We start from the raw sequence: 24,091 nt of genomic DNA, 5'->3' as shown, positions 1-24,091 counted from the left end.
GATGCCGGGTCCGAGCGGTGTCAGGCGCCGGGAGCGGGCAGCCGGACCGGCAGGAACGCCGTCAGGTCGGCGCGTGATCCCGATGCGCTGACGCGTGACTGCGCGACCGCTTCTGCCCAGGTCAGCTCGCCGGACGCGAGTGCCAGCCACGTTGTGGCGTCGGTCTCGACCACGTTCGGCGGCGTGCCACGGGTGTGCCGGGGGCCGGGGACTGCCTGGATCGCAGCGAACGGCGGTACCCGCACCTCGACGCTGTTCCCCGGGACCTCGTCCACCAGGCACTGCAAGGTCCACCGCACCGCGGTCGCCACGGCGGGTCGAGCCGTCTCCCCACCGCGCACCGCAGCCAGTGCCGCGCGGCCGTCGGCGTCCTCGATCCTCCTGGGTGGCATCTCCACAGGCTAGCCCCCGCATCGCGGGCGGTGAGTCGGGCTGGGTAGGGTGATCGGGTGCGAATCCTCGTCCTCGGTTCCGGTGCCCGCGAGCACGCGATCATCACGGCCCTGCTCGCTGAGCATGCCGGTCACGTCATCACGGCAGCGCCCGGCAACGCCGGCATCGCGGCCGACGTCGAGACCGTCTCCCTCGACCCCACCAACGGTGCGCTCGTCGCCGAGTACGCGATCGAGAACGACGTCGAGCTCGTCGTCGTGGGCCCCGAGGCCCCGCTCATCGCCGGCGTGGCCGACCCGGTGCGCACCCGCGGCATCCCGGTGTTCGGCCCGGGCAAGGCCGCGGCCCAGCTCGAGGGCTCCAAGGCGTTCGCCAAGCGGATCATGGGCGAGGCCGGTGTGCCCACCGGGCGTCCGGTCTACGCCGGCACGGTGGACGAAGCCGTCGGCGCCATCGACGAGCTCGGCGCACCGTACGTGGTCAAGGCCGACGGGCTCGCCGCCGGCAAGGGCGTGCTCGTCACCGACGACCGCCAGGCCGCGATCGACCACGCCACCTACTGGCTCCAGCACGGCCACGTCGTGGTCGAGGAGTTCCTCGACGGCGAAGAGGTCTCCTTGTTCTTCCTGAGCGACGGCCACGACGTGCGTGCGCTCAGCCCCGCGCAGGACTACAAGCGCCTGGCCGACGGCGACCTCGGCCCGAACACGGGCGGCATGGGCGCGTACTCGCCGCTGCCCTGGCTCGCCGACCGCTGGCCGTCCGAGCAGGCCTTCGTCGACGAGGTCACCGAGCTCGTGGCCCTGCCGACGGTCCGCCGGCTCGAGCACGAGGGCACGCCGTTCGTCGGGCTCCTGTACTGCGGCCTCATCGTCACCGAGCAGGGCGTCCGCGTGATCGAGTTCAACGCACGGTTCGGCGACCCGGAGACGCAGGTCGTGCTCCCCCGCCTGGCGACCCCGCTCAGCGAACTCCTGCTCGCCGCAGCCACCGGGCAGCTCGGCGCCGTCCCCGCTCCCGTGTTCCGGGACGACGTCGCCGTGACCGTCGTCCTGGCGAGCGAGGGCTACCCGGAGAACCCGCAGACCGGCCGACCGATCACCGGCATCGACGACGCGAACGCCCGCGACGGCGTCTCCGTCGCGCATGCCGCCACCGGCGTCCTCGACGACACGCTCATCGCCACAGGGGGCCGGGTGCTCAGCGTGGTCGCGACGGGGTCCGACTTCGCCCAGGCCCGCGAGCGTGCCTACGCCGGGCTCGGCGACATCACGCTCGACGGCGCGCAGTTCCGCACCGACATCGCCGCGAAGGTCGCCCGGTGACCGCCCCCGCGCCGATCGCCGGCTGGCGGCACGTCTCGTCCGGCAAGGTCCGCGAGCTCTACGTGCCCGAGGGAACCGCCGACCTGGCGAGCGCATCCGAGCTGCTGCTCGTCGCCTCGGACCGGGTCAGCGCGTACGACTTCGCGCTCGAGCCGCCGATCCCCGGCAAGGGCGAGCTGCTGACCCGTCTGTCGCGCTTCTGGTTCACCCAGCTCAGCGACGTCCCGAACCACATCATCGGCCCGTCCTCCGGTGGCACGCCGGTGCCCGCCGACGTCGAGGCACGGTCGATGCACGTCATGCCGCTCACGATGTTCCCCGTCGAGTGCGTGGTGCGCGGGTACCTGGTCGGCAGCGGCTGGGCCGAGTACCAGGAGAGCGGCAGCGTCTGTGGCGTCGCGCTCCCCGCCGGACTGTCGAACGGCGACCGCCTGCCGGAGCCGATCTACACGCCGGCGTACAAGGCGGCCCAGGGCGAGCACGACGAGAACATCTCGTACGAGCAGACCGTCGACCTGGTCGGTGCCGAGACCGCGGCGACCCTGCGCGAACTCTCGCTGCACGTCTACACCGAGGCCGCGGCCATCGCGCTGGACCGCGACGTCGTCATCGCGGACACCAAGTTCGAGTTCGGGCAGGACGCCACCGGTCGGATCCGCATCGCGGACGAGGTCCTGACGAGTGACTCCAGCCGCTACTGGGACGCCAGGTCCGCCGACCGCACCGACTCGTTCGACAAGCAGATCGTGCGGGACTGGCTCAGCGCCAACTGGGACCGCCAGGGCACGCCGCCGGTGCTCCCCGACGAGATCGTCGAGCGCACGGCTGCGCGCTACGCCGAGCTGATCGAGCGTCTCGGGGCCTGACGTCGCACCCGGCTGGCGCCCGGGTTCGGTCACGACACCCCGCTCACGTCCGGCGAACGGTCACGAACCGTCGCCCGACGCCCCGCCAGCCGACAGTTCGCGACCACTCGGCAGCACGCACACGACGTGTCGCGACCACCCGCCCCGCGCCGCCTGATGCCTGGCGCCCGGCCGACCGGCGGTCACGACACCCCGCTCAGGTCTGGCGAACGGTCACGAACCGTCGCCCGACGCCCCGCCAACCGACAGTTCGCGACCACTCGGCGGCACGCACGCGACGTGTCGCGACCACACGCCGCGCGACCGGCCGACGAGCCAACCGACGGTTCGAGACCGCTCAAGCCTCCACGGCGTCGCGCGCCACCACGACGACGGTCAGGTCGTCGCCCGGGTCGTGCTCGACGACGCGGGCTCGCACCCGCTGCAGGAACGTCTCGACGTCCGCGGACTCCCGGTACATCGATCCGAGCTCGGACAGCGCCGCGAGCGTCGAGTCCCAGAGCTCGAGCGCGCCGTCGGTCACGACGATGAGCACCTCACCCGGCCGGAGCACGAGCGACCCGGCCGCGCGGGGCATCCCGGTGGGGTGCAGCCCGATCGGCAGGTCCGACGACCGCAGGATGCGCTCGCCACCGTCGTCGCGGAGCTGCAGCACGAGCCCGTGCCCGGCATCGGCGAAGTCGAGTCGCCCGGTGGACGGGGTCAGCCGCCCGTGGAACATCGTCGCGAAGGACTCTGCGCGGCTGAGTTCGGGCGCGACCTGCACCTCGAGTTCGGCGAGCGCGACGCACGGGTCCTGGTCGCCGCGGGCGAGCAGCCCACCGCGGATGTTCGCCGCGAGGAGCCCGGCGGACATCCCCTTGCCCATGACGTCCGACACGGTGAGGTGGATCGCGTCCTCGCCGGAGCGGTGCCAGTCGTGGAAGTCGCCGGAGACGAGGCCGTGCGGGATCGACACCCCCGTGATCCGGTACCCGGGGACCTGCACCTCGGCCGGCTGCAGACCGTTGAGCACGGTGCGCAGTCGGTCCTCGTCCGCACCGGTGAGCAGTTCACGCTCCGCCCAGACGCCGAGTTCCTGCAGCAGTTCGAGCTCGTCGGGGTCCAGGGTGCGCGGCTCGGGGTCGATCAGGCAGAGGGTGCCGATCTTCAGGTCGTCGTCGGGGGCGCGGAGTCCGACGCCGGCGTAGAACCGGACGTTCGGGTCGCCGAGCACCATCGGCAGGTCGGCGTACCGGTCGTCCAGTCGGGCATCGGCGACGACCACGGGGCCCTGCTCGCCCAGGGTCCGGCCGCAGAACGTGTCCTGCAGCGGGATGACGGGGCCGAATACCGCGTCGCTCTGCTGCGACTTGATCGTCAGGGTGTTCTCGCCGGCCAGGTTGAGGAACGAGCCGGAGACCCCGAGGGCCTCGCGTGCGATCCGGGTGATCCGTTCGAACCGTTCCTCGACGCCGCCGTCGACCACGTCGAGCGCCGCGATCAGGGCCGCTCGCCGGACCGCATCGGCCCCGGTCGGCGCGGGCACGGACATCGCGGTTTCCGGCTGCATGCGTCCACGGTAACGCGCCGAACGGACAGTGCCTGGCCCCAGTCCGGAGGGCGCAGGAGCGTGGGCGGAGCGCACTGGAGCGAGCGAGCATCGGCGTACGCTGGTCGTCGTGCTCCGAGTCGTCCCCGCAACCGTCCTCGGCGTGGCCGCGCTCCTGGCCCTCGCCGGCTGCGGCGCCCACGACTCCACCGGCCAGGTGTCGGTCACGGTCTCGTCGAACGCCGCCGACCGCCCCTACGAGGTCAAGGTGTTCGCCTCGACCGGCAAGCTCTCCGAGCACCAGCGGGTGTTCCCGGGCGGGACGGCCGACTTCGCAGGTGTGCCGCTCGGCCAGGTCACCGTCCGCGCCGGCGACCTCTGCCCCCAGACGACCAAGGTCTCCAACGGCACGGTCGCGACGGTCACCCTGACGACGACGGGCTGCTGACCCCGTCACCCCGACGACGGCCCGCTGACCCCGCCCGTCACCTCGACGACGGCCCGCTGACCCCGCCCGTCACCTCGACGACGGCCCGCTGGCCCCCTCCGCCACCAGGTGCTCCACCCGCGGTTCACCCGCGATCTCGTGCACGGCCCGCAGGGTCCGGGCATCGTCACCGGTCTGCCGGACCTCGTGCTGGTCGACGTGCTCCTGCCACGACCCCACTCGGAACGCCTCGACCCAGGCGTCCGGCCCGGTCGCCCGGTCCCGGTACAGGTTCCAGTCACGGGCGCCGGTCCGGCGTCGGCTCCGCCCGAGCCGTTCGGCCCGCGCCCGGAACTCGTCGACCGCGCCCGCCGGGACCGTCCAGTGCAGCAGCACGAGGGTCTCCCCCGTTGCAGCGCTGTGGTCGTCCGGCACGAACACCTGGTCGCCGAACGGCATCGGCGTCACGGCCCGTTGCCGGTCGGTGAGCACCGGGAACCCGGACACGAGCAGCAGGGCGGCACTGAGCGCGGTGAGGACTCCGGCCCCGGCGAGCACGCCCGTCACCCCGAGGGGTGTGGCGACGGCACCGGCGAGCGCCGCCCCGATCGCCGTGCAGCCGAAGAGCACCAGCTGGTAGGCGGCGAGTCCTCGGGTCCGCACCCACGCGGGCAGGAACGCCTGCACCGTGCCGTTCAGCGTCGTCACCACGGCGATCCACGCCACCCCGCCGACCAGGAGCGCGACGAGCACGACCGCCAGCACCGGGACGAGCGCGACGACCGTGGTGCAGACCCCGAACACGACCGAGGCGGTTCCGACCGTGCGGCCGATCCCGAGCCGTGCGCGGACCGCGGGCATCACGAACGCCCCGCCGACCGAACCGGTTCCGACGGCGGCGAGCAGCAGGCCGTACCCGCCGGACGACAGCCCGAGCGACCCGTCGGCGACGAGCGGCAGGAGTGCCCACAGCGCGTTCGCGGGCACCATGAAGACCGCGAGCTGCACCAGCAACCGGCGGACGACCGCCGCGTGCAGGACGTACCGCAGGCCGGCGCGGGTCGCGTCGATGAACGGTTCGGCCCGGGTCTCGGGCCGCTGGTAGCCGCGCCAGGCGACGAGCACCACCAGGAAGAGCGCGAACGACAGCGCGTTGGCGGCGAACACGAACGGCACGCCGAGCTGCGCGATCACCACGCCGGCGAGCGCCGGTCCGATCGCACGGGCGACGTTGACCCCGACGGAACTCAGCGCGGCGGCGTCGGTGATGGCGGCACGTGGCACGATCTCGGGTACGAGTGCCTGGTACGCGGGCAGCTGGAGCGCCGAGGCCGTGCCGAGCAGGAACGTCACGGTGAGCAGGAGCGCCGGGGTCATGTCGCCGGTCGCGGTCAGCACGGTCATCACGACGCCGACGACCACCTGGAACGCCTGCACGCCGATGAGCAGGCGTCGCCGGTCGACGAACTCGCCGATCACCCCGGCGGGGATCCCGACGAGCAGCACCGGCAGGCTCGATGCGGTCTGCACGAGGGCGACGACGACGGGTGCGGCGTGTTCGTCGACGAGCAGCCACTGCGCCCCGACGGTCTGCATCCAGCTGCCGATGTTGCTCACCAGCACCGCGATCCACAGGGCGCGGAAGACCGGGATCGCGAGCGGCGCCAGGCCGCCGCCGCGGGGTGCGTCGGTGGTGCGGTCCGTGGTCACGTCGCCTCCTGGGGTGGAACCGGGACTGTCTGGAGGCGCGGTGCGCGTCGGGCGCACACCGCGCCTCCAGGCCGTGGTCGCGTCACACGCGCACCGTGGCGACCAGGACGCACGGTCCGGGCGCCGTCACGCCCGGCGCGGCAACTGCGGGCAGGATAGCCGGAATCCGCAAAGTGCGGGAGGGCCAGGCTCCGCGGGTTCGGTCAACGGACGAACCGGACCGAGCCGGCCCCGATCCGGGATCACCGCGTCGGTCGACCCGTGCCCAGGGCGCCCCGTTCGATGGTCTGGTGCGGCTGCTCCCCGAAGCGATCCCGGTAGTACGCCGCGAACCGACCCAGGTGACGGAACCGCCACCGCCGCGCGACCTCGCTGACGAGCAGCGCGCGGGCACCCGGGCGCCCCAGCTCCAGGTGCACCCGGTCGAGTCGGACCTCGCGCAGGTACTCCATGGGGGTGACGCCGAGCCGACGGCGGAACAGGTCCTGCAGCCCGCGCTCGCTCAGGTCGCAGGCTGCCGCGACGTCCGCCACGGTCAGCACCTGGTCGGCGTGGTCGTGGACGAAGCCGATCGCCCGCCGCATCCGGTCCGCGACGTCCGATCGTGACCGGGTGAAGGTCGACAGGACGACGGTCGCGATCCGTCGGTTCAGGGCCGCACGGTCGTCGACGGGCAGGGCGGGGTCGAGGATGCGCCCGGAGACCTCACGCAGCAGTGCCCGCAGTGGTTCGAGCGCGGGGTCGGCCGCGTCCGGCTGCCGGAACACCCAGGGCTCCCCCGTCTCGCCGAGCAGCGACGGCGACAGGTGCAGCAGCGTCGTGGCGGTCGCGTCGGTCTCGAAGCCGTACGCGGACGATGCCGAGAGCATCATCGGCCGCTCCGCCCCGACCTCCCAGTGCTCGCCGTCGTCCGCGGTCAGGCTGGCCCGGCCGTCGGCGAGCCAGAACACGACGTGGTCGGGGCGCGGACCGATCGTGCCGGACCGCTTGCCGGGGGTCGCGATCCGGTGGATCGACAGGTCGTCGTCGCCGCCGGTCTCGTACCCGAATCCCTGGTCGTCCGTGGTCACGGCGACGGGACCCGGTCCCACTCGTCGCCGTACCGGGACAGCACCGACCACCGCGAGATCGGCCACGTCGTCACGAAGGCGCGCCCCACGACGTCGTCGACCGGCACGGTGCCGTGCACCCGCGAGTCGGCGGAGTCGTACCGGTTGTCGCCCATCACCCAGATGCGCCCCTTCGGCACGGTGACCTCGAAGTCCTTGCCGACGACGCGGTTCGACCCGCGTTCGAGCACGACGTAGGGCTCGTCGACCGCGTGCCCGTTCACCGACAGCCGGCCCCGGGTGTCACAGCACGACACCGTGTCACCCGGCAGGCCGATGACCCGCTTGATCAGGTCGTCGCCCTGGCCCATGCCGAGCCAGCCGCCCGGGTCGTGGAACACCACGACGTCACCGCGCTGCAGCGGGACGACCCCGGGCACGAGCTCGTTGACGAGCACCCGGTCCCCGATGAGCAGCGTGTTCTGCATCGAGCCGGAGGGGATGGAGAACGCGCGGACCAGATAGACCTTGACCAGGAAGGACGCCAGGAGCGCCACGACGACGATGATGACGAGGTCGCGCAGGAACCGCAGACCGCCGCGCTTCGGGTCGGTCTCGGCGGCGGGTCCGGAGTCGGGTCCGGCGTCGGGGTGCGTGTCACTCAATGCGTCAGCACCACCTTGACGAGGCCGATCACGAACGCCACCGCGGCGAGCACGATCCCGCCCCACAGCCCGAGGAACGTCGGCTGCTTCCCGCTGAACCGCTGCATGAACACCCCCACCAGACCGATGCGCACGACCAGGATCACGGTCGCCGCGATCTGCGCCCACTCGGCCGGCAGCCAGCCGATCCAGGCCGCCGCGTAGAGGACCGCCGGGATCAGCCCGGAGGTCGCGATCGGGTTGGCGTTCCGGACGATCGTCGCGACGGACTCGCGGCGGGCAGCACGCTCGGCGGCTGATCCTTCGCCGTCGTCGCCCAGGCCGTGCGCGACCAGGTGCGCGAGCACGTGCGCCAGGTACGTCAGCACCGCGGTCGCCAGCACGGTCGCCACCGCGGCGCCGTGGTGGATCTGCTCCGGGTCCACCGCGATCGCGACGGCGAGCACCGTGATGTTGCCGTAGATGTAGGACGACATCCGGTCGCGCACGTGCTCGAGTGGCAGGTCGCGGGGGTCCGGGCGACCGCCGCGGGGTCCGCGCCCCGGTCGCGAGGGCCGTCGTGTGCGTGGCATCCGTCCATCTTGGCCCCCGCGGTCGGCCGTCCGCCGACAGGACACCGGGTGCGATGGCCACACGGGTGGCCGGTTCCGGCAGACTGGGTGCCGATCGGCGCGACGAAGCGCCGGACAGGAGGCACGGATGACGTCCGCACGACCACTCGCCCTGGTGACCGGCGTGGGCCGCAGAGCCGGCATCGGCGCGGCACTCGCGACCCGACTGGCAACAGACGGATGGGACCTCGCCATCTCGTGGTGGGGGCCCTACGACGACCGCGTGAGCGGCGGGGCGGACCCGGACGGGGTCGAGTCGGTGGTGCAGGAGTGCGAGGCGGCGGGAGCACGGGTGACGCGCCTCCCGGTCGACCTGGAGGACCCGGAGCAGGCGGCCGCACTCGTCGGCCGCGCCGAGACGGAAGCCGGCGTCCCCGTCTCCGCCCTCGTCATGTCGCACTGCGAGTCCGTCGACTCCGACTTCCGCACCACGACCGTCGAGTCGTGGGACCGCCACTTCGCCGTGAACGCGCGCGCACCGTTCCTGCTCGTGCAGGCCTACGCGGCCGGGCTCGAGCGCGCCGGTGACGCCGCCCCGCGGGAGCGCCGCCGGATCGTCGCGCTGACGAGCGACCACATCGCGTACAACCTGCCGTACGGGGCGTCGAAGGGGGCGCTCGATCGGATCGTGTTCGGTGCCGCGAAGGAGCTCGGCAGCCTCGGGGTCAGCGCCAACGTGGTGAACCCCGGGCCGAACGACACCGGCTGGATGTCCGACGAGGTCAAGGGGTGGGCCGTCGAGGGCACGCCGCTCGGCCGGCTCGGACGCCCGTCGGACACCGCGGCGCTCGTCGGGTTCCTCTGCTCGGAGCAGGGTGCGTGGGTGAACGGCCAGCTGCTGAAGTCGGACGGCGGGATCTCGAACAGCGCTTGACGCACCGGGTTGGTTGACGCGTCATCGAATTGGTTGACGCGTCAACCAAATGGGCGCACACTTGGTGCATGCAAACGCACGAACTCCTCGCCGCCGACACCGGGATGGGCGCCGTCACACTCCGCGTCGCGGACCTGGACGCGATGATCCGGTACTACCGCGACGGCGTCCGGCTGTCGCTGCTCTCCCACGACGGCGGCGTCGCCGTGCTGGGTCGCGGCAGGACGCCGATCGTGATCCTCGAGCACGCCCCCGCGATGCAGCACGCCGGTCCGCGCGAGGCCGGACTGTTCCACACGGCGATCCTGTTCGACACGCGGGCCGACCTGGCCGCCGCGCTGTACTCGGTCGCCACGCAGTACCCGGCATCCTTCACCGGTAGCGCCGACCACCTGGTGAGCAACGCGTTCTACTTCACCGACCCCGAGGGCAACGGCGTCGAGCTGTACTGGGACCGCGATCGCACCGAGTGGTCGTGGACGCACGGCGTGATCGACATGGACACGAAGTACGTCGACCCGAACGCGTTCCTGCAGTCCCACCTGACCGAGGACGCCCTGGACACCGCCGCGGCACGCCCGGGCAAGGTCGGCCACGTGCACCTGTCCGTCGGCGACGTCGCCACCGCGCGCTCGTTCTACGTCGACACGCTCGGCTTCGAGACCACCGCGGGGTTCGGCGAGGCGCTGTTCGTCAGCGCCGGCGGCTACCACCACCACATGGCGATGAACACTTGGAACTCCCGCGGCGCCGGGCGACGACAGCAGGCCCTCGGGCTGGGCCTCGTCCGCATCGAGGTCCCCGCCGTCGACGACCTCGGCGCGCTGACCGAACGCATGCGGCACGGCGGCGTGGAGCTCGCCGACGACGGCCGGACCGTGGCGTTCGACGACCCCTGGGCGAACCGCATCGAGGTGACGACGCCCGGTCGCGGCTGATGTGTCGCGACACTCCGCGCTGACCGACACCCCACGCCCGCCCGGACCCGCGAGGTGTCGCCCAGCGCGAAACCTCCCCACACCGGCCGCCGGACCGGCAGGATGGACCCGTGACTGACGACATCCGGTGGGAGGTGGTCGAGGAGAGCACGCTGTCGCTCCCCGACCACGAAGCGATCGCGGCGCTGCTCGGGCAGGCCTTCCCCGACTGGTCGCACTGGTACGTGGGCGGCCGGAGCTGGTCCGGGATGCAGCCGGAACGCCGCGTGCTCGCGCACAACGCCGACGGGGTCGTCCTGGCCCACGTCGGCATCCGCCGCATGTTCGTCACCGTCGGCGGGCAGGACGTCCTGGTCGGCGACACCGGCCTGGTCGCCGTGTCACCCCGGCTGCAGGGCACCGGCGTCGGCCGGGAGCTCATGACCCGGACCCACGCGGTCCTCGACGGGCTGCAGGTGCCGTACGGGTTCCTCGGGGCCGGCGAGGACCGGATCCCCTTCTACGCGAAGCTCGGCTGGCACGAGTTCCCCGAGGCCGTCGGCACCTTCTCGGCGTTCACCGCCGAGGGCGCCGGCGTCAGCAACACCGAACAGGGCGGCTGGATGGCGCTGCCGGTGGCAGCGCAGCTCGAGGACTGGCCGACGGGCCCGATCTGGCTGAACGGCCAGCAGGTCTAGCCACAACGACCGACGGACGGGAGGCCCGGTACCAGCTGGTACCGGGCCTCCCGTCCGCTCGTTGCGGCCTGGGCTTACGCCTCGACCGCGACCTTCTCGGGGTTCTCGTTCGAGCCGGGCGCGCTCGGCGCGACCGCGGCGCGCACGCGCGCACCCAGGTCGGCGTCGACGTTCGTCCAGTAGGCGAACACGCGCTCGCGCAGGTCGTCGCGCGTCACCTTCGAGACGTGACCGGCGATGTTGCCGACCAGGCGCTCACGGGCGGCGTCGTCCAGGACCTCGCGGACGAGCGTGCCGGCCTGACCGAAGTCGTCGTCCTCCGGGTGCAGGGTCGCGGCGGAACGCTGCAGCGCGCCGTCGGACTCCCAGCCCGGGGCGTCGTCGGTCGCGGTCGGGTCGGCGTGCGCACCACCGAGCGAGTTCGGCGCGTACACCGGCACCTCGGACTTCTGGAAGTCGAAGCGCATGCCGCCGTCCTTCGAGTACGAGTGGACCTCGTTCTTCGGGGCGTTCACGGGCAGCTGGGCGTGGTTCGTGCCGACGCGGTAGCGGTGGGCGTCCGCGTAGCTGAAGATGCGCGCGAGGAGCATCTTGTCGGGGCTCGCCGCGATGCCGGGCACGAAGTTCGAGGGGGCGAAGGTCGCCTGCTCGATCTGCGCGAAGTAGTTCTCCGGGTTGCGGTTGAGCTCCATCGTGCCGACCTCGATGAGCGGGTAGTCCGCGTGCGGCCACACCTTCGTCAGGTCGAACGGGTTGAAGCGGTAGGTCGCGGCGTCCTCGTACGGCATGACCTGCACCTTGAGGGTCCAGCGCGGGAAGTCCTGACGCTCGATCGCGGCGTGCAGGTCACGGATGTGGAAGTCCGCGTCCTCACCGGCGATGCGGTCGGCGTCCTCCTGCGTCAGGGTCTTGTGGCCCTGCTCGGTGATGAAGTGGTACTTCACCCAGAAGCGCTCGCCGTCGGCGTTGATCCACTGGTAGGTGTGCGAGCCGAAGCCGTCCATCTCACGCCAGCTCGCCGGCAGACCGCGGTCGCCCATCAGCCACGTGACCTGGTGCGCCGACTCGGGCGACAGGGTCCAGAAGTCCCACTGCATGTCGTGGTCGCGCAGGTGCGAGCCGGGCAGACGCTTCTGCGAACGGATGAAGTCCGGAAACTTGATGCCGTCGCGGATGAAGAACACCGGGGTGTTGTTGCCGACGAGGTCGTAGTTGCCCTCGGACGTGTAGAACTTCAGCGCGAAGCCGCGGGGGTCGCGCCAGGTGTCGGGCGAGCCCTGCTCACCGGCGACGCTCGAGAACCGGGCGAGCATCTCGGTGGTCTGCCCTGGCTGCAGGAACGCGGCACGGGTGAAGCGCGAGACGTCCTGCGTGACGGTGAAGGTACCGAAGGCGCCGCCGCCCTTGGCGTGCACGACCCGCTCCGGGATGCGCTCACGGTTGAACTGGGCGAGCTTCTCGACCAGGTAGTGGTCGTGCAGCGCGAGGGGGCCGTCGGCCCCGACGCCCATCGAGTGCTCGTCGCTCGAGACGGGTGCGCCGCTGTTGGTCGTGGTGGTCGGGGTGCCGGTCGGCGTGTTCTGGTCGGACACGGTTCCTCCTGGGGTGGGACTTGGTTCGGTCAGGGGTGCTCGGGTGGCTCGGGGTCCGGCGCGTCGTGGCGCCGGTGCGGTGGGGCGGTCGCCGTCAGGCGGGCGTGGGGGCGTCTGCGTCGTCGCGCTCTGCCGCTGCGCAGCGGTCGCAGATGCCCCAGTAGGTGACCTCGGCGGTGGTGACCGCGAAGCCGTGGGTCTCGGACGGTGTCAGGCAGGGCGAGTGGCCGACCGCGCAGTCGACGTCCTCGATCGCGCCGCACAGGGTGCAGACGATGTGGTGGTGGTTGTCACCGGTCCGGCGCTCGTAGCGCGCGGGGCTGCCTGCCGGTTCGATGCGGCGGACGAGCCCGACGCCGGTCAGGGCGTTCAGCACCCCGTAGACGGCCTGGTGACTGGTGGTCGGCAGCTCGGCGGCGAGCGCGACGACGATGTCATCCGCGGTGGCGTGCGGCATCGAGTCCGTCGCGCGGAGCACGGCGAGGCGCGGGGTCGTGACCCGGAGCCCCGACGTGCGGAGCAGATCGGCGTCGGCATCCATGCTGAGCCTTTCTTTTGCAGGAATCAAGACAACACGTCCACTGTACACGAGCTGTTGCTGCTGGCCAGCGAGGTGACGCATGCCGCTACCGGAATACGAAGTGTCACGATCCGGTCGCGATCAGCTGGAACGACACTGGACCGACCGTTCCGCACGCTAACGTCCGGACATGTCCACGAGCCAAGGTCTGCCTGAACAGGCGAACAGCAGTGCGGACGTCCGGGGGATCATCGCGAAGCGGGACCTGGTCGTCGACCTCATCCGGACGGCCTGCGTCGTCCTCGTCGTCATCGTGCACGTCACGATGGTCGGCGTCGCCGCCGATGCCCAGGGGGTGCGGGTGACGAGCCCGCTGCAGGAACTCCCCTGGTACGTCGCCGCCACCTGGGTCGGGCAGGTGATGCCGCTGTTCTTCGTGGTCGGCGGGTTCGCGAGCGCCGTCGGCTGGCGCAGCACCGTCGCCCGTGGTGCGCCGAGCCCCGCCCGCGACTACCTGGCCACCCGCCTGGTGCGGCTGTTCCGGCCCGCGGTGCCGCTCTTCGTGTTCCTCGCGCTCGGGCTCGGGGTCGCGACGGCCGCGGGCACGCCGCCGGAGCTGCTGACCGAGGTCGCGTTCGGCATCGGGTCGCCGCTCTGGTTCCTGGCCGCCTACGGCATCACCCAGTGCTGCGTCCCCGTGATGATGCGCCTGCACGAGCGAGCACCCTGGGCCACCCTCGCCGTGCTGCTCGTGCTCGCCGCAGTGGTCGACGCCGTCCGCCTGGCCACCGGGGTCGCCGAGGTCGGGCTGCTCAACCTGGGACCGGTGTGGCTCTTCGCGCAGCAGCTCGGGTTCCTCTGGGCCGACGGGTGGTTCGCGCGCCGGTCGAAGGTGCTCCTGCTGGCCATCGCGGTCGCCGCCTACGCCGTGCTCGTGCCGATGACCTCGGTCGGGCTGTGGGCGCCGGACATGCTGCAGGACCTGAACCCGCCGATGCTGCCGCTGGCGTTCCTGGCGATCGCGCAGGCGTGCCTGGTCCAGCTCGTGCACGCGCCGCTCACCCGGCTGATGCGCACCCGTGCCGCGCTCGGGGCCGTGTTCGTGCTCGGCCGCGACGGCATGACGATCTACCTGTGGCACCTGCCGCTGTTCATCGCGCTGAACGGCATCGCCCTGCTCGTCGGGGTGCCGTTCCCGGCGCCGGGCTCCGGCCCGTGGTGGGCGTCCCGGATCGTCGCGCTGGTCGTGGTGCTCGCCGTCGCCATCGGGGTGGCACGTGCCCTGCGCTGGTTCGACCGGCCGCTCCCCCGCCTGCTGCGGTCGGCGGACCGTCCGGCCTGGCCGGTCGTCGCCGTCGCGGCCCTCTGCACCATCGGCCCGGCGTTCCTCGTGATGCAGCTGCACCTGTCGTTCGGTGTCGCACTCGTCGGGGCCGTGGCCGTTCCGGTGGGTGTCTGGCTGCTGTCGCGGACCGTCCCGGCACGCGGAGTCGCCCGGATCTGAACCGGTTCTCACCGTCGCGGGGGCACGCCGGACCCCCGGCGGACCCCGGGCGGACGGAGGATGGCTCCGGCGGAACGACGGACGAGTCCGCCTGATCCCCAGGAGGCTCCCCACGCCGTCGACACCCGAGTTCTGGAGCACCTGGCGGTTCGACCCCCTGGCGGCGGTGCTCCTCGTCGTCGCCGCGCTCGCCTACGGCCGCTGGGTCGTCGGAGCGGTCCGACGAGGTGCCCGGTGGCCGTGGTGGCGCACGCTCGCCTTCGTCACGGCGCTCGTGCTGTTCGGCGTCCTGCAGTTCGGCATCGTCGGCGTCGACGACGAGCGGTTGCGCTGGGCGTTCGTCCTGCGCGCCGCCCTGCTGTTCTTCGCGGTCCCCACCTTCGCCGCGCTCGGTGCGCCCGTCGCACTGCTCCGGATCGGAGGCCCGGCTCGCCTCGCGCAGGCCGCCGACGCCGTCATGGGGTCACGTCCGGTGCGTCTGCTCGGCAACGCGATCGTCGCCCCGCTGGTCGCGCTGGCGCTGTTCGCCGTCCTGCTCACCCCGTTCTCGAGCGTGATCCGGGAGTCCCCCGTCTGGGCCGCCGTCATCACCGTGACCGTGCCGGCGCTCGGGTTCGGCCTGCTCGCCCCGCTGTCCGAGGTCGGTGTGCTCGTCTCGTCGACGTTCGCCACGGCCGAGTTCCTGCTGGCGTTCGTCGAGCTCGTCGTCGACGCGGTGCCGGGCATCGTGCTGCGGATCACGAACCACGTGCTCGACGGGTCCCTCGTGCCCGTGGTCGGGCGGGCCTGGTACCCGTCGCCGCTGCAGGACCAGCACCTGGCGGGCGACCTGCTGTGGTTCATCGCCGAGGTGGCGGACATCCCCGTGCTCGTCGCGCTGTTCATCCGGTGGCAGCGGACCGACCGCCGCGAGGCCCGGGACGTCGACGCCCTGACCGACGAACAGATGGACGAGCTCACCCGGGCGCACCTGCAGCGCCGCAGCTGACGGGCGGGGGTGCGTCCCCGACACGAGTGAGCAGAAGAAGTCGAGTACCCGGAGGTGACTCGACTTCTTCTGCTCACTCGTTGGGCGCCGAAGCGCTCGTGCTCTACTTCGCCGGGGCTCCCGCGGGCTCGGCGTCGGGCTGCGTGGTGACCGAACCGGTCTGCTGCCAGGCGACGGTCTGCTTCGGCTTCGCCAGGAACAGCGCCGCGACGATGGCCACGACGAGCACGATCGCCGGCAGGTAGAGCGACTCACCCATGGCCGTGGAGAACGGCTCGAGCAGGAAGCCCGGCAGAGCGCCGACCTGCTGCTCCGCGCCACCGGCCGTGGCCCCACCGGACGACGCCGGGAAGTTCGCGGTGATCCGGGCCTCCATCAGGGCGGCGATGCCGGCGGAACCGAGCACCGCACCGATCTGCCGCGTGGTGTTGTAGACGCCCGAGCCGGCACCGGCCAGCTTCGGCGGCAGGTTGCGCGTCGCCGAGACGGACAGCGGCCCCCACATGCAGGCGTTGGCGAGCCCGAGGAGCGCGCTCGGCAGGAGCACCCAGCCCCACTCGGCGCCGCTCGTCAGCAGGGCACCGAACCAGAACAGGCCGACCGAGAAGCAGGCGAGCCCGAACGCGGCGACCCAGCGCGGGTTCCAGCGGTTGAGGTTCTTGCCGACGACCGGCGCGAGCGCGGCGGACAGCACGGCCTGCGGCACGAGGAGCAGTGCGGCCTGGGTCGGCGAGAAGCGCAGGACGTCCTGCGCCCACAGCATGATCGGCAGCGCGAACGAGGCGATCGCGACACCGACGGCCGTGATGGCGACGTTGGCCAGCGTGAAGTTGCGGTCCTTGAACAGACCGAGCGGCAGCAGCGGCTCGCCCTTCTGCACGCCCTGCCAGACCACGAAGCCGGCGAGCACCACGAGACCGACGATGATGAGCGACCACACCGAGATCGGACCGGCGATGACACCCCAGTCGTAGGTCTCGCCTTCCTGGATGCCGAACACGAGCAGGAACAGGCCCGCTGCGGACAAGAAGATGCCGAGGTAGTCGAACCGGTGCCCGTGCCGCTCGAACGACGGCACGAAACGCTGCGCGAGCACGAACGCGACGACACCGACGGGGACGTTCACGAAGAAGATCCACTCCCAGCCGAAGCCGTCGACGAGCAGGCCGCCCACGATCGGGCCGACGAGCGAGGCGACACCGGCGACGGCGCCCCAGAGGCCCATCGCCGCACCGCGGTTCTGCGGCGGGAAGATGCGGGTGATGACCGACATGGTCTGCGGGCTCATCATCGCGGCGCCGAGGCCCTGCACGACGCGGGCGACGATCAGCACCTCGATCGAGCCGGCCAGGCCGCACCACAGGCTGGCGAGCGTGAAGACCACGAGGCCGATCTGGTACATGACCTTCGGGCCGAAGCGGTCACCGAGCCGGCCGGTGATGAGCAACGGCACGGCGTAGGCGAGCAGGTAGGCGCTCGTCACCCAGATCACGGAGTTGATGTCCGCGTCGAGCTTCTGGGCGATGGTGGGGGTGGCGACCGACACGATGGTCGAGTCGACGAGGATCATGAAGAACCCGACGACGAGTGCCCACAGGGCAGGCCACGGCTTCTTCTCGGTCGTCCGCGGAGGCGTGACGGTGGTCATCGAGTGGTTTCCTTGCTGTTCGTGGTGGTGTCTGCGGACGCGGCGTGGGCGTCCCAGGAGATGTGGCCGGCGGCGATCCGGTCGGCCGTGGCGGCGAGCCACTCGATCTGCGTCGTGAGCATCGCACGCACGTACGACACGTCGAGCCAGTACCGCTCGGGCAGGTCCTTCGCCCGGACGATCCCGAGGATCTCGTCCGCCTCGTCGCGCTGGGCCCGGAGTGCCGTGACCCGCGCCCGCAGCGCGGACTCGGCCTCGTCGACCGACAGGTTCTCGATCTCGGCGACGGCCAGGTGGAAGACGGGGTACTCCTCGGCCGGTTCGGCGATCAGCCGGACGAGCCCGTCGTGCAGGGCCGTCCACCCGTCGTCCGTGATGGCGTAGGTGGTGCGTTCCGGACGGTTGCCCGCCCGGTCGGTCCCCACGATCTCGGCGAGGCCGAGCTCCACCAGTCGGCCGACCTGGTGGTACAGCGTGCCGGGCCGGACCTTGACGTTCCGGCCGTCCCGGCGGTGCGTCATCGTCTGGAACATCTCGTAGGGATGCGTCGGCCCCTCGGCCAGGAGCCCGAGCGCGGCGAACGCGAGTGGCGTGAGCGACGGCACACGTGCCTCCAGTCCGCTTGTTCGTTGTTGACTATTCGACTTGGAATATACGCGTTGGAACAGACGTGAGCAAGCGCACAGGAAGTGCCCGCCTGGAGGCCCGGGGCCGTCCCGGCGTGTCGCGTGCGCCCCGTAGACTGGTCGCGTCCCCCCACCCCTGAAGTGCTGGAGAGAACACGTGCCAACGATCGTCGTCGAGGTCATGCCCAAGGCCGAGATCCTCGACCCCCAGGGGAAGGCCGTGGGCAACGCCCTGGCCCGCCTCGGCAAGGCCGACCTGACCAACGTCCGCATCGGCAAGCGCTTCGAGGTGACCGTCGACGGCCCCGTCGACGACGCCAAGCTCGCCGAGGTCCGCGACATCGCAGCCGACGTCTTCTCCAACGCGGTCATCGAGGACGTCGTGTCCGTGACCGTGGAAGGCCAGTGACCCGGATGCGCATCGGCGTCATCACGTTCCCGGGCTCGCTCGACGACCGCGACGCCCAGCGCGCCGTCCGTCTCGCCGGCGCCGACCCCGTCGCCCTGTGGCACGGCGACCACGACCTGCAGGGTGTCGACGCGATCGTGCTGCCCGGCGGGTTCTCGTACGGCGACTACCTCCGTGCCGGCGCGATCGCCGCGAAGGCCCCGATCATGGCCGAGGTCATCGACGCCGCCGGCAAGGGCATGCCCGTGCTCGGCATCTGCAACGGGTTCCAGATGCTGGCCGAGGCCCGTCTGGTCCCCGGGGCACACACCCGCAACGCACACCAGCAGTTCATCCGTCGCGACCAGAAGCTCCGCGTCGAGACCACCGCGACCGCCTGGACCTCCGGCTTCAGCGCCCAGCAGGAGATCACCATCCCGCTGAAGAACGCCGACGGCCGCTTCGTCGCGGACGCCGACACCATCAAGCGCATCGAGGACAACGGCCAGGTCGTGTTCCGCTACCTCGGCGTGAACCCGAACGGCTCCATCGACGACATCGCCGGCGTCTCGAACGAGCGCGGCAACGTCGTCGGCCTGATGCCGCACCCCGAGCACGCGACCGAGGCCGGGTTCGGCCCGGACACCCCCGCCGCGATGGCCTCGGGCACCGACGGCCTGACCTTCTTCACCTCCGTGATCGAGCACGCGCTCGTCAAGTGACAGGGAACAACGACACCGTGACGACACACGTTCGCCCGAAGCCCGACACCGTGCAGGACGCGGCAGCAACCCCCGACAAGGAGCAGCCGTACGACGCGCTGGGCCTGAAGCCGGACGAGTACGCCCGCATCAAGGAGATCCTCGGCCGCCGCCCCACCTCGGGCGAGCTGGCGATGTACTCGGTGATGTGGAGCGAGCACTGCTCCTACAAGTCCTCGAAGAACTACCTGCGGCAGTTCGGCAAGAAGGTCACGCCGGAGATGACCAAGAACCTGATGGTCGGCATGGGCGAGAACGCCGGTGTCGTCGACGTCGGCAACGGCTGGGCGGTGACCTTCAAGGTCGAGTCGCACAACCACCCGTCCTACGTCGAGCCCTACCAGGGTGCGGCCACCGGCGTCGGCGGCATCGTCCGCGACATCATCTCGATGGGTGCCCGCCCCGTCGCCGTGATGGACCAGCTCCGCTTCGGCGCGATCGACCACGAGGACACCGCACGCGTCGTGCACGGGGTCGTCGGCGGCATCTCGTTCTACGGCAACTGCCTCGGCCTGCCGAACATCGGCGGCGAGACCTACTTCGACCCGGTGTACCAGGGCAACCCGCTGGTCAACGCCCTGGCCGTCGGCGTCCTGCGCCACGAGGACCTGCATCTGGCGAACGCCTCCGGTGCCGGCAACAAGGTCGTCCTGTTCGGGGCCCGCACCGGCGGCGACGGCATCGGCGGCGCATCGATCCTGGCGTCCGACACCTTCACCGAGGGCGGCCCGACCAAGCGCCCGGCCGTGCAGGTCGGCGACCCCTTCGCCGAGAAGGTCCTGATCGAGTGCTGCCTCGAGCTGTTCCAGAAGGACCTGGTCGAGGGCATCCAGGACCTCGGTGCGGCGGGCATCTCCTGCGCCACCTCGGAGCTCGCGAGCAACGGTGACGGCGGCATGCACATCTCGCTCGACGACGTCCTGCTCCGCGACCCCACGCTCACCGCCGAAGAGATCCTGATGTCGGAGAGCCAGGAACGCATGATGGCCGTCGTCCGCCCCGACAAGCTCGACGACTTCCTGAGCGTCGTCGGCAAGTGGGAGGTCGAGACCAGCGTGCTCGGCGAGGTCACCGGCACCGGCCGCCTGGTCATCGACTGGCAGGGCCAGGAGATCGTGAACGTCGACCCGCGCACCGTCGCCGTCGACGGCCCGGTCTACGACCGCCCGGTCGCCTACCCGACCTGGATCGACGCGCTGCAGGCCGACACGGCCGCCTCGCTCGACCGTCCGGCCGACGGCCCCGCGCTCAAGGCGCAGTTCCTGCAGCTGCTCGGTTCGCCGAACCTGGCGTCGAAGAACTGGGTCACGAACCAGTACGACACCTACGTGCTCGGCAACACCGCGCTGTCCTTCCCCGACGACGGCGGCATGATCCGCGTCGACGAGGAAACCGGGCTCGGCGTCGCGATCGCCACCGACGCCAACGGCCGCTACTGCCAGCTCGACCCGAAGCAGGGTGCCCGTCTGGCCCTCGCCGAGGCGTACCGGAACGTCGCCGTCACCGGTGCCGTTCCCGCTGCCGTCACCGACTGCCTGAACTTCGGCTCCCCCGAGAACCCCGAGGTCATGTGGCAGTTCTCCGAGGCGGTCGAGGGCCTGGCCGACGGCTGCATGGAGCTCGGCATCCCGGTCACCGGCGGCAACGTGTCGTTCTACAACCAGACCGGCTCGACCCCGATCCACCCGACGCCCGTCGTCGGCGTGCTCGGCATCATCGACGACGTCGCCAAGCGCGTGCCGTCGGGATGGCAGGACGACGGCCACAACATCTACCTGCTCGGCACCACGAGCCTGGAGCTCGACGGCTCCGCGTGGGCCGGCACCGTGCACGGCCACCTGGGCGGGCGTCCGCCGGCGGTCGACCTCGAGCGCGAGAAGGCCCTCGCCGAGCTGCTGTACGCGGCGTCCGGTGAGCAGCTGCTCACCAGCGCGCACGACCTGGCGGACGGCGGCCTCGGCCAGTCGCTCGCCGAGTCCGTGCTCCGCTTCGGCATCGGTGCCCGCGTGGTCCTCGACGAGCTCGAGACCCGTGACGGCATCGACACCGCGACGGCGCTGTTCTCCGAGTCGACCGGTCGCGTCATCGTGACCGTCCGGCGTGAGGACGACGTGCGGTTCCAGGGCATGTGCGCCGGCCGGGGCTTCCCGGTGCTGCGCATCGGCGTGACCGACGCGACGTCGAGCACGCTCGAGGTCCAGGGCGCGTTCGAGGCCACGGTCGACGAGCTGCGCGGCACCCACGCCGCGACGCTGCCGGCCCGCTTCGGCGACGTGATCGTCGAGGACGTCACCGAGGGGTACGTCGGCCGCGGGCCGCTCGACTCCGACGGTGCCTTCTCGCCGCGCACCGACGCCTAGGCCCGGTCCGCGGATGCCGATCGTCACCCTGCCGTTCGCCGAACTCGTCGACCGGTTCGGCCCCGTGCCGGACGGCATCGAGCTGGACGTCTGGGACGTCGAGTCGCCGTACGGTCGCCCGGACGACGTCGCGATCACGTTCCTGCCGTTCTACTTCGCGGGGCGGCACCGCTGGCAGTTCGTGCACGACCTGCCCGAGCTCCAGCTGCTGCAGCTGCCGAGCGCCGGGTACGAGCACGCGATCCCGCACGTGCCCGGGCACGCGCAGCTGGCGAACGGTCGCGGCATCCACGACGACGAGACCGCCGAGCTCGCCGTCGGCCTGGCGCTGACCTCGCTCCGCGAGATCTCGGCGTTCCAGGTCGACCGGGCGAACGGCGTCTGGGACGCCCGCGAGACCCGATCGCTCGCCGACCGCCGGGTGACCGTCGTCGGCTACGGGGCGATCGGGTCCGCGATCGCCACCCGGTTCGAGGCCTTCCGCACGGAGGTGACCGTGGTCGCCCGGACCGCCCGCGACCAGGACGGTCGGCACGTGCACGCGTTCGGCGAGCTGCCCGACCTGGCCCTGACGACGGACGTGCTCGTGCTCATCGCCCCGCTCACCGTCGAGACCGAACGGCTGGTCGACGCGGAGCTGCTCGCGGCGCTGCCGGACGGTGCCCTCGTGGTGAACGTGGCGCGCGGCAAGGTCGTCGACACCGATGCCCTGGTCGCCGAGCTGCGGTCGGAGCGGCTGTTCGCGGCGCTCGACGTCACCGACCCGGAACCCCTGCCCGACGGACACCCACTGTGGACGACGCCGAACACCGTGCTCACGCCGCACGTCGGCGGCAACACCGACCTGAGCGTGCCGAGGTCGATCGAGCTCATGCGCAAGCAGGTCGCCGCGCTGGCCGAGGGCCGCCCCTTCGAGAACCTGATCGACTTCTAGCGCGCGGGGCTCCGAACACGCCGGCGTCTCGTCTCGTCTCGTCTCGTGCCGCTGCGGCATTGCGGCGTTGCGGCGTTGTCCAGACGCCGTCGTGTCGCTCCGACGCCGCAGTGTCGTCGAGACGCCGCCGAATTCGGGGGCGTCTCGACGACTTCGGGGCGTCACACGAACACGCCGGCGTCACGCAGGCACGCAGGCATGAACACGCCGGCGTCACGCAGGCTCGCACGCACGAACACGCCGGCGTCAGACGGGGACGATGCAGGTCGGGGTGGCGACCGGGATCTGCGCGACGGCTTCGCCGGGCATGCCGTCGGCGTCGAGCGGCAGCACGGCCACCGCGTCGGACATCTGGTTCGCGACCAGCACGAACCCGGGCACCCGCGCGAAGTGCCGCGGCCAGACCCCACCGCAGGGAACGGACCCGACGACGGAGAGCCCGCCGTCACGCGCGTCGAGCACCACGAGCAGGTCACGCCCACGCACGGTCACGTAGACACGGCCGGCGTCGTCGACCTCGATGTGGCTGAGCAGCGAATCCCCCACGGCACCGTCGAACACGGGCACTGCGGCGATCGTCACGAGCGACCCCGAAGCGTCGCGACGCAGCCGGTACACGCGGCCGTCGAGCTCACCGGCGACGAGCAGGTCGCTGTCGATCCAGGTCATGTGCCGCGGGCCGGCACCGGGTGCCACGTGGTGCACGCGGACCGCCTCGATGTCGGGGACCCCGTCGGCGGACACCGTGATGCGGAACTCGTGCAGGGCGTCGCCGCCCAGGTCGGCGACCAGGACCGTGCCGTCCGGGGTGGCGATCGACTGGTGCGCGTGCGGGCCGTCCTGGCGGTCCTCGTCGGGGCCGGTGACGTCGGGCAGCACGGCGACCTCGACCGCGTCGGCCGGCACCGAGCGCTGGTCGGCGTCACCGTGCAGCACCACACCGTCGCTCGCCGTCAGCGAGGCCGCGTGCGACTCGGCTGCCAGCAGGGAGATCGCCGTGACGGTGCCGGAGACGTAGTTCGTGACGACGAGCGCGCCCGAGGGGTCGACCCGGATGTGGCACGGGGCGTCTCCACCGGCGGGGGCGTCCCACAGGTGCTCGAGCGCGCCGCCCTGCAGCCGGAAGGCCGACACGGCGCCGTCGTTCGTCTCGGAGACCGCGTAGACCCGGTCACCCGAGACGGCCAGGAACGAGGGGTCGTCGAGCACCGCGACGGTCCGGGGCGCCGGAGTGGTTCCGACCGGGCCGGCGTCGACCAGCGAGATGCCCGTGGCGTTCCCGCCGCCGGTCGCCGTGTACGACCCGATCAGCAGCGACGGCAGCCCGACGTTCATTCGTCGCGGCCCGCGATGCGCTCGTGGTGGTGGATGACCTCGGCGACGATGAAGTTGAGGAACTTCTCGGCGAAGGCGGGGTCGAGGTGGGAGTCGGTGGCGAGCGACCGGAGCCGGGCGACCTGGGTCCGTTCGCGGTCCGGGTCGGCAGCCGGCATGCCCGAGTCGGCCTTCAGGTGTCCCACGCGCTGCGTGTACTTGAAGCGTTCCGCGAGCATGTGGATCACGGCGGCGTCGATGTTGTCGATGCTCTGCCGGATGCTGCGGAGTTCGGCGACGGCGCTGGTTTCCGCGCTCGGTTCGGCCTCGGGCGGGGTGACCTCGTCGTTCATGGTCCGAGCCTACTGGCGGACGTGCAGCGGAACCCCG

General features: G+C 71.7%; 24 protein-coding genes. 12 read left to right on the top strand and 12 right to left on the bottom strand.

Features of this window, described 5'->3' with window-relative positions; translation table 11 throughout:
• Positions 1-20: 20 nt before the first annotated feature.
• Positions 21-392: a sterol carrier family protein gene (locus QRN30_RS01270; RefSeq protein WP_071250562.1), complete on the bottom strand. Its 372-nt coding sequence runs from the start codon at positions 390-392 to the stop codon at positions 21-23.
• A 57-nt stretch (positions 393-449) separates the two neighbouring features.
• On the opposite strand from QRN30_RS01270, the gene purD reads away from it, so the two are divergent.
• Both purD and QRN30_RS01260 read left to right on the top strand, forming a co-directional pair.
• Positions 450-1,718: a phosphoribosylamine--glycine ligase gene (gene purD, locus QRN30_RS01265; protein WP_017886255.1), complete on the top strand. Its 1,269-nt coding sequence runs from the start codon at positions 450-452 to the stop codon at positions 1,716-1,718.
• On the top strand, positions 1,715-2,584 hold the full coding sequence (locus QRN30_RS01260) for a phosphoribosylaminoimidazolesuccinocarboxamide synthase (protein WP_274006911.1): 870 nt from the start codon (positions 1,715-1,717) through the stop codon (positions 2,582-2,584). Before purD ends, QRN30_RS01260 begins: the two co-directional genes overlap by 4 nt.
• Positions 2,585-2,921: 337 nt before the next feature.
• Here the strand turns inward: QRN30_RS01260 and QRN30_RS01255 are convergent, their stop codons facing one another.
• On the bottom strand, positions 2,922-4,136 hold the full coding sequence (locus QRN30_RS01255) for a PP2C family protein-serine/threonine phosphatase (RefSeq protein WP_284760139.1): 1,215 nt from the start codon (positions 4,134-4,136) through the stop codon (positions 2,922-2,924).
• Positions 4,137-4,245: 109 nt separating this feature from the next.
• Between QRN30_RS01255 and QRN30_RS01250 the strand changes: the two genes are divergently transcribed.
• Positions 4,246-4,563, top strand: coding sequence for a hypothetical protein (locus QRN30_RS01250; RefSeq protein ID WP_017886258.1), 318 nt, complete (start codon positions 4,246-4,248; stop codon positions 4,561-4,563).
• A gap of 69 nt (positions 4,564-4,632) precedes the next feature.
• Here QRN30_RS01250 and QRN30_RS01245 read toward each other — a convergent pair whose 3' ends face one another.
• From QRN30_RS01245 to QRN30_RS01230, 4 genes are all read right to left on the bottom strand, one after another.
• Positions 4,633-6,252, bottom strand: coding sequence for an MFS transporter (locus tag QRN30_RS01245; protein WP_284760138.1), 1,620 nt, complete (start codon positions 6,250-6,252; stop codon positions 4,633-4,635).
• Between the two features lie 242 nt (positions 6,253-6,494).
• Positions 6,495-7,322: a helix-turn-helix transcriptional regulator gene (locus QRN30_RS01240; RefSeq protein WP_262160513.1), complete on the bottom strand. Its 828-nt coding sequence runs from the start codon at positions 7,320-7,322 to the stop codon at positions 6,495-6,497.
• Complete coding sequence (lepB, locus tag QRN30_RS01235) at positions 7,319-7,966, bottom strand: signal peptidase I (protein WP_284760137.1); 648 nt, start codon at positions 7,964-7,966, stop codon at positions 7,319-7,321. The genes QRN30_RS01240 and lepB overlap by 4 nt, the downstream gene beginning before the upstream one ends.
• Positions 7,963-8,538, bottom strand: a complete 576-nt coding sequence (locus QRN30_RS01230; protein ID WP_139179626.1) for a hypothetical protein — start codon at positions 8,536-8,538, stop codon at positions 7,963-7,965. Before QRN30_RS01230 ends, lepB begins: the two co-directional genes overlap by 4 nt.
• A 127-nt stretch (positions 8,539-8,665) precedes the next feature.
• Between QRN30_RS01230 and QRN30_RS01225 the strand changes: the two genes are divergently transcribed.
• From QRN30_RS01225 to QRN30_RS01215, 3 genes are all read left to right on the top strand, one after another.
• Positions 8,666-9,451, top strand: a complete 786-nt coding sequence (locus QRN30_RS01225; protein WP_284760136.1) for an SDR family oxidoreductase — start codon at positions 8,666-8,668, stop codon at positions 9,449-9,451.
• Between the two features lie 68 nt (positions 9,452-9,519).
• Positions 9,520-10,389, top strand: coding sequence for a VOC family protein (locus tag QRN30_RS01220; protein ID WP_214532703.1), 870 nt, complete (start codon positions 9,520-9,522; stop codon positions 10,387-10,389).
• 110 nt (positions 10,390-10,499) lie between these two features.
• Positions 10,500-11,066 carry a GNAT family N-acetyltransferase gene (locus tag QRN30_RS01215; RefSeq protein WP_056069381.1) on the top strand — a complete coding sequence of 189 codons (567 nt, stop codon included), beginning with the start codon at positions 10,500-10,502 and terminating at the stop codon, positions 11,064-11,066.
• A gap of 74 nt (positions 11,067-11,140) precedes the next feature.
• On the opposite strand, the gene QRN30_RS01210 is transcribed toward QRN30_RS01215, so the two are convergent.
• Positions 11,141-12,658, bottom strand: coding sequence for a catalase (locus QRN30_RS01210; protein ID WP_042539102.1), 1,518 nt, complete (start codon positions 12,656-12,658; stop codon positions 11,141-11,143).
• A 94-nt stretch (positions 12,659-12,752) separates the two neighbouring features.
• Positions 12,753-13,199 (bottom strand): Fur family transcriptional regulator, encoded by a 447-nt coding sequence (locus tag QRN30_RS01205; RefSeq protein ID WP_017886267.1) that lies wholly within the window; start codon positions 13,197-13,199, stop codon positions 12,753-12,755.
• A 169-nt stretch (positions 13,200-13,368) separates the two neighbouring features.
• On the opposite strand from QRN30_RS01205, the gene QRN30_RS01200 reads away from it, so the two are divergent.
• Both QRN30_RS01200 and QRN30_RS01195 read left to right on the top strand, forming a co-directional pair.
• Positions 13,369-14,682, top strand: a complete 1,314-nt coding sequence (locus QRN30_RS01200) for an acyltransferase family protein (protein ID WP_284760135.1) — start codon at positions 13,369-13,371, stop codon at positions 14,680-14,682.
• A 166-nt stretch (positions 14,683-14,848) separates the two neighbouring features.
• The gene (locus QRN30_RS01195; protein WP_017886269.1) at positions 14,849-15,670 is read left to right on the top strand and encodes a cytochrome c oxidase assembly protein; all 822 of its coding nucleotides are present in this window, start codon (positions 14,849-14,851) and stop codon (positions 15,668-15,670) included.
• A gap of 103 nt (positions 15,671-15,773) precedes the next feature.
• Here QRN30_RS01195 and QRN30_RS01190 read toward each other — a convergent pair whose 3' ends face one another.
• Positions 15,774-17,318 (bottom strand): DHA2 family efflux MFS transporter permease subunit, encoded by a 1,545-nt coding sequence (locus QRN30_RS01190; protein ID WP_017886270.1) that lies wholly within the window; start codon positions 17,316-17,318, stop codon positions 15,774-15,776.
• Positions 17,315-17,923: a PadR family transcriptional regulator gene (locus tag QRN30_RS01185; RefSeq protein WP_017886271.1), complete on the bottom strand. Its 609-nt coding sequence runs from the start codon at positions 17,921-17,923 to the stop codon at positions 17,315-17,317. Before QRN30_RS01185 ends, QRN30_RS01190 begins: the two co-directional genes overlap by 4 nt.
• 178 nt (positions 17,924-18,101) lie before the next feature.
• On the opposite strand from QRN30_RS01185, the gene purS reads away from it, so the two are divergent.
• From purS to QRN30_RS01165, 4 genes are read left to right on the top strand one after another with little or no spacing between them, the layout of a single operon-like run.
• A complete protein-coding gene (gene purS, locus QRN30_RS01180; RefSeq protein ID WP_017886272.1) occupies positions 18,102-18,353 on the top strand; it encodes a phosphoribosylformylglycinamidine synthase subunit PurS in 252 nt (83 codons plus the stop codon).
• Between the two features lie 5 nt (positions 18,354-18,358).
• Positions 18,359-19,054, top strand: coding sequence for a phosphoribosylformylglycinamidine synthase subunit PurQ (gene purQ, locus QRN30_RS01175; protein ID WP_031259320.1), 696 nt, complete (start codon positions 18,359-18,361; stop codon positions 19,052-19,054).
• Positions 19,055-19,071: 17 nt separating this feature from the next.
• Positions 19,072-21,453, top strand: coding sequence for a phosphoribosylformylglycinamidine synthase subunit PurL (gene purL, locus QRN30_RS01170; protein WP_235517536.1), 2,382 nt, complete (start codon positions 19,072-19,074; stop codon positions 21,451-21,453).
• Positions 21,454-21,466: 13 nt separating this feature from the next.
• Positions 21,467-22,387 (top strand): 2-hydroxyacid dehydrogenase, encoded by a 921-nt coding sequence (locus tag QRN30_RS01165; protein ID WP_262160522.1) that lies wholly within the window; start codon positions 21,467-21,469, stop codon positions 22,385-22,387.
• A 246-nt stretch (positions 22,388-22,633) separates the two neighbouring features.
• Here QRN30_RS01165 and QRN30_RS01160 read toward each other — a convergent pair whose 3' ends face one another.
• Together QRN30_RS01160 and QRN30_RS01155 are read right to left on the bottom strand one after the other, a co-directional pair.
• Positions 22,634-23,722, bottom strand: coding sequence for a lactonase family protein (locus tag QRN30_RS01160; protein WP_284760134.1), 1,089 nt, complete (start codon positions 23,720-23,722; stop codon positions 22,634-22,636).
• A complete protein-coding gene (locus tag QRN30_RS01155; RefSeq protein WP_017886277.1) occupies positions 23,719-24,054 on the bottom strand; it encodes a chorismate mutase in 336 nt (111 codons plus the stop codon). Before QRN30_RS01155 ends, QRN30_RS01160 begins: the two co-directional genes overlap by 4 nt.
• Positions 24,055-24,091 lie beyond the last annotated feature (37 nt).

The sequence above is a fragment of the Curtobacterium sp. MEB011 genome, from assembly GCF_030209655.1.
Taxonomy (GTDB): Bacteria; Actinomycetota; Actinomycetes; order Actinomycetales; family Microbacteriaceae; genus Curtobacterium; species Curtobacterium poinsettiae.
Note: the sequence above shows the minus strand (reverse complement) of the source record. Positions and strands in the feature narration are given on the sequence as shown.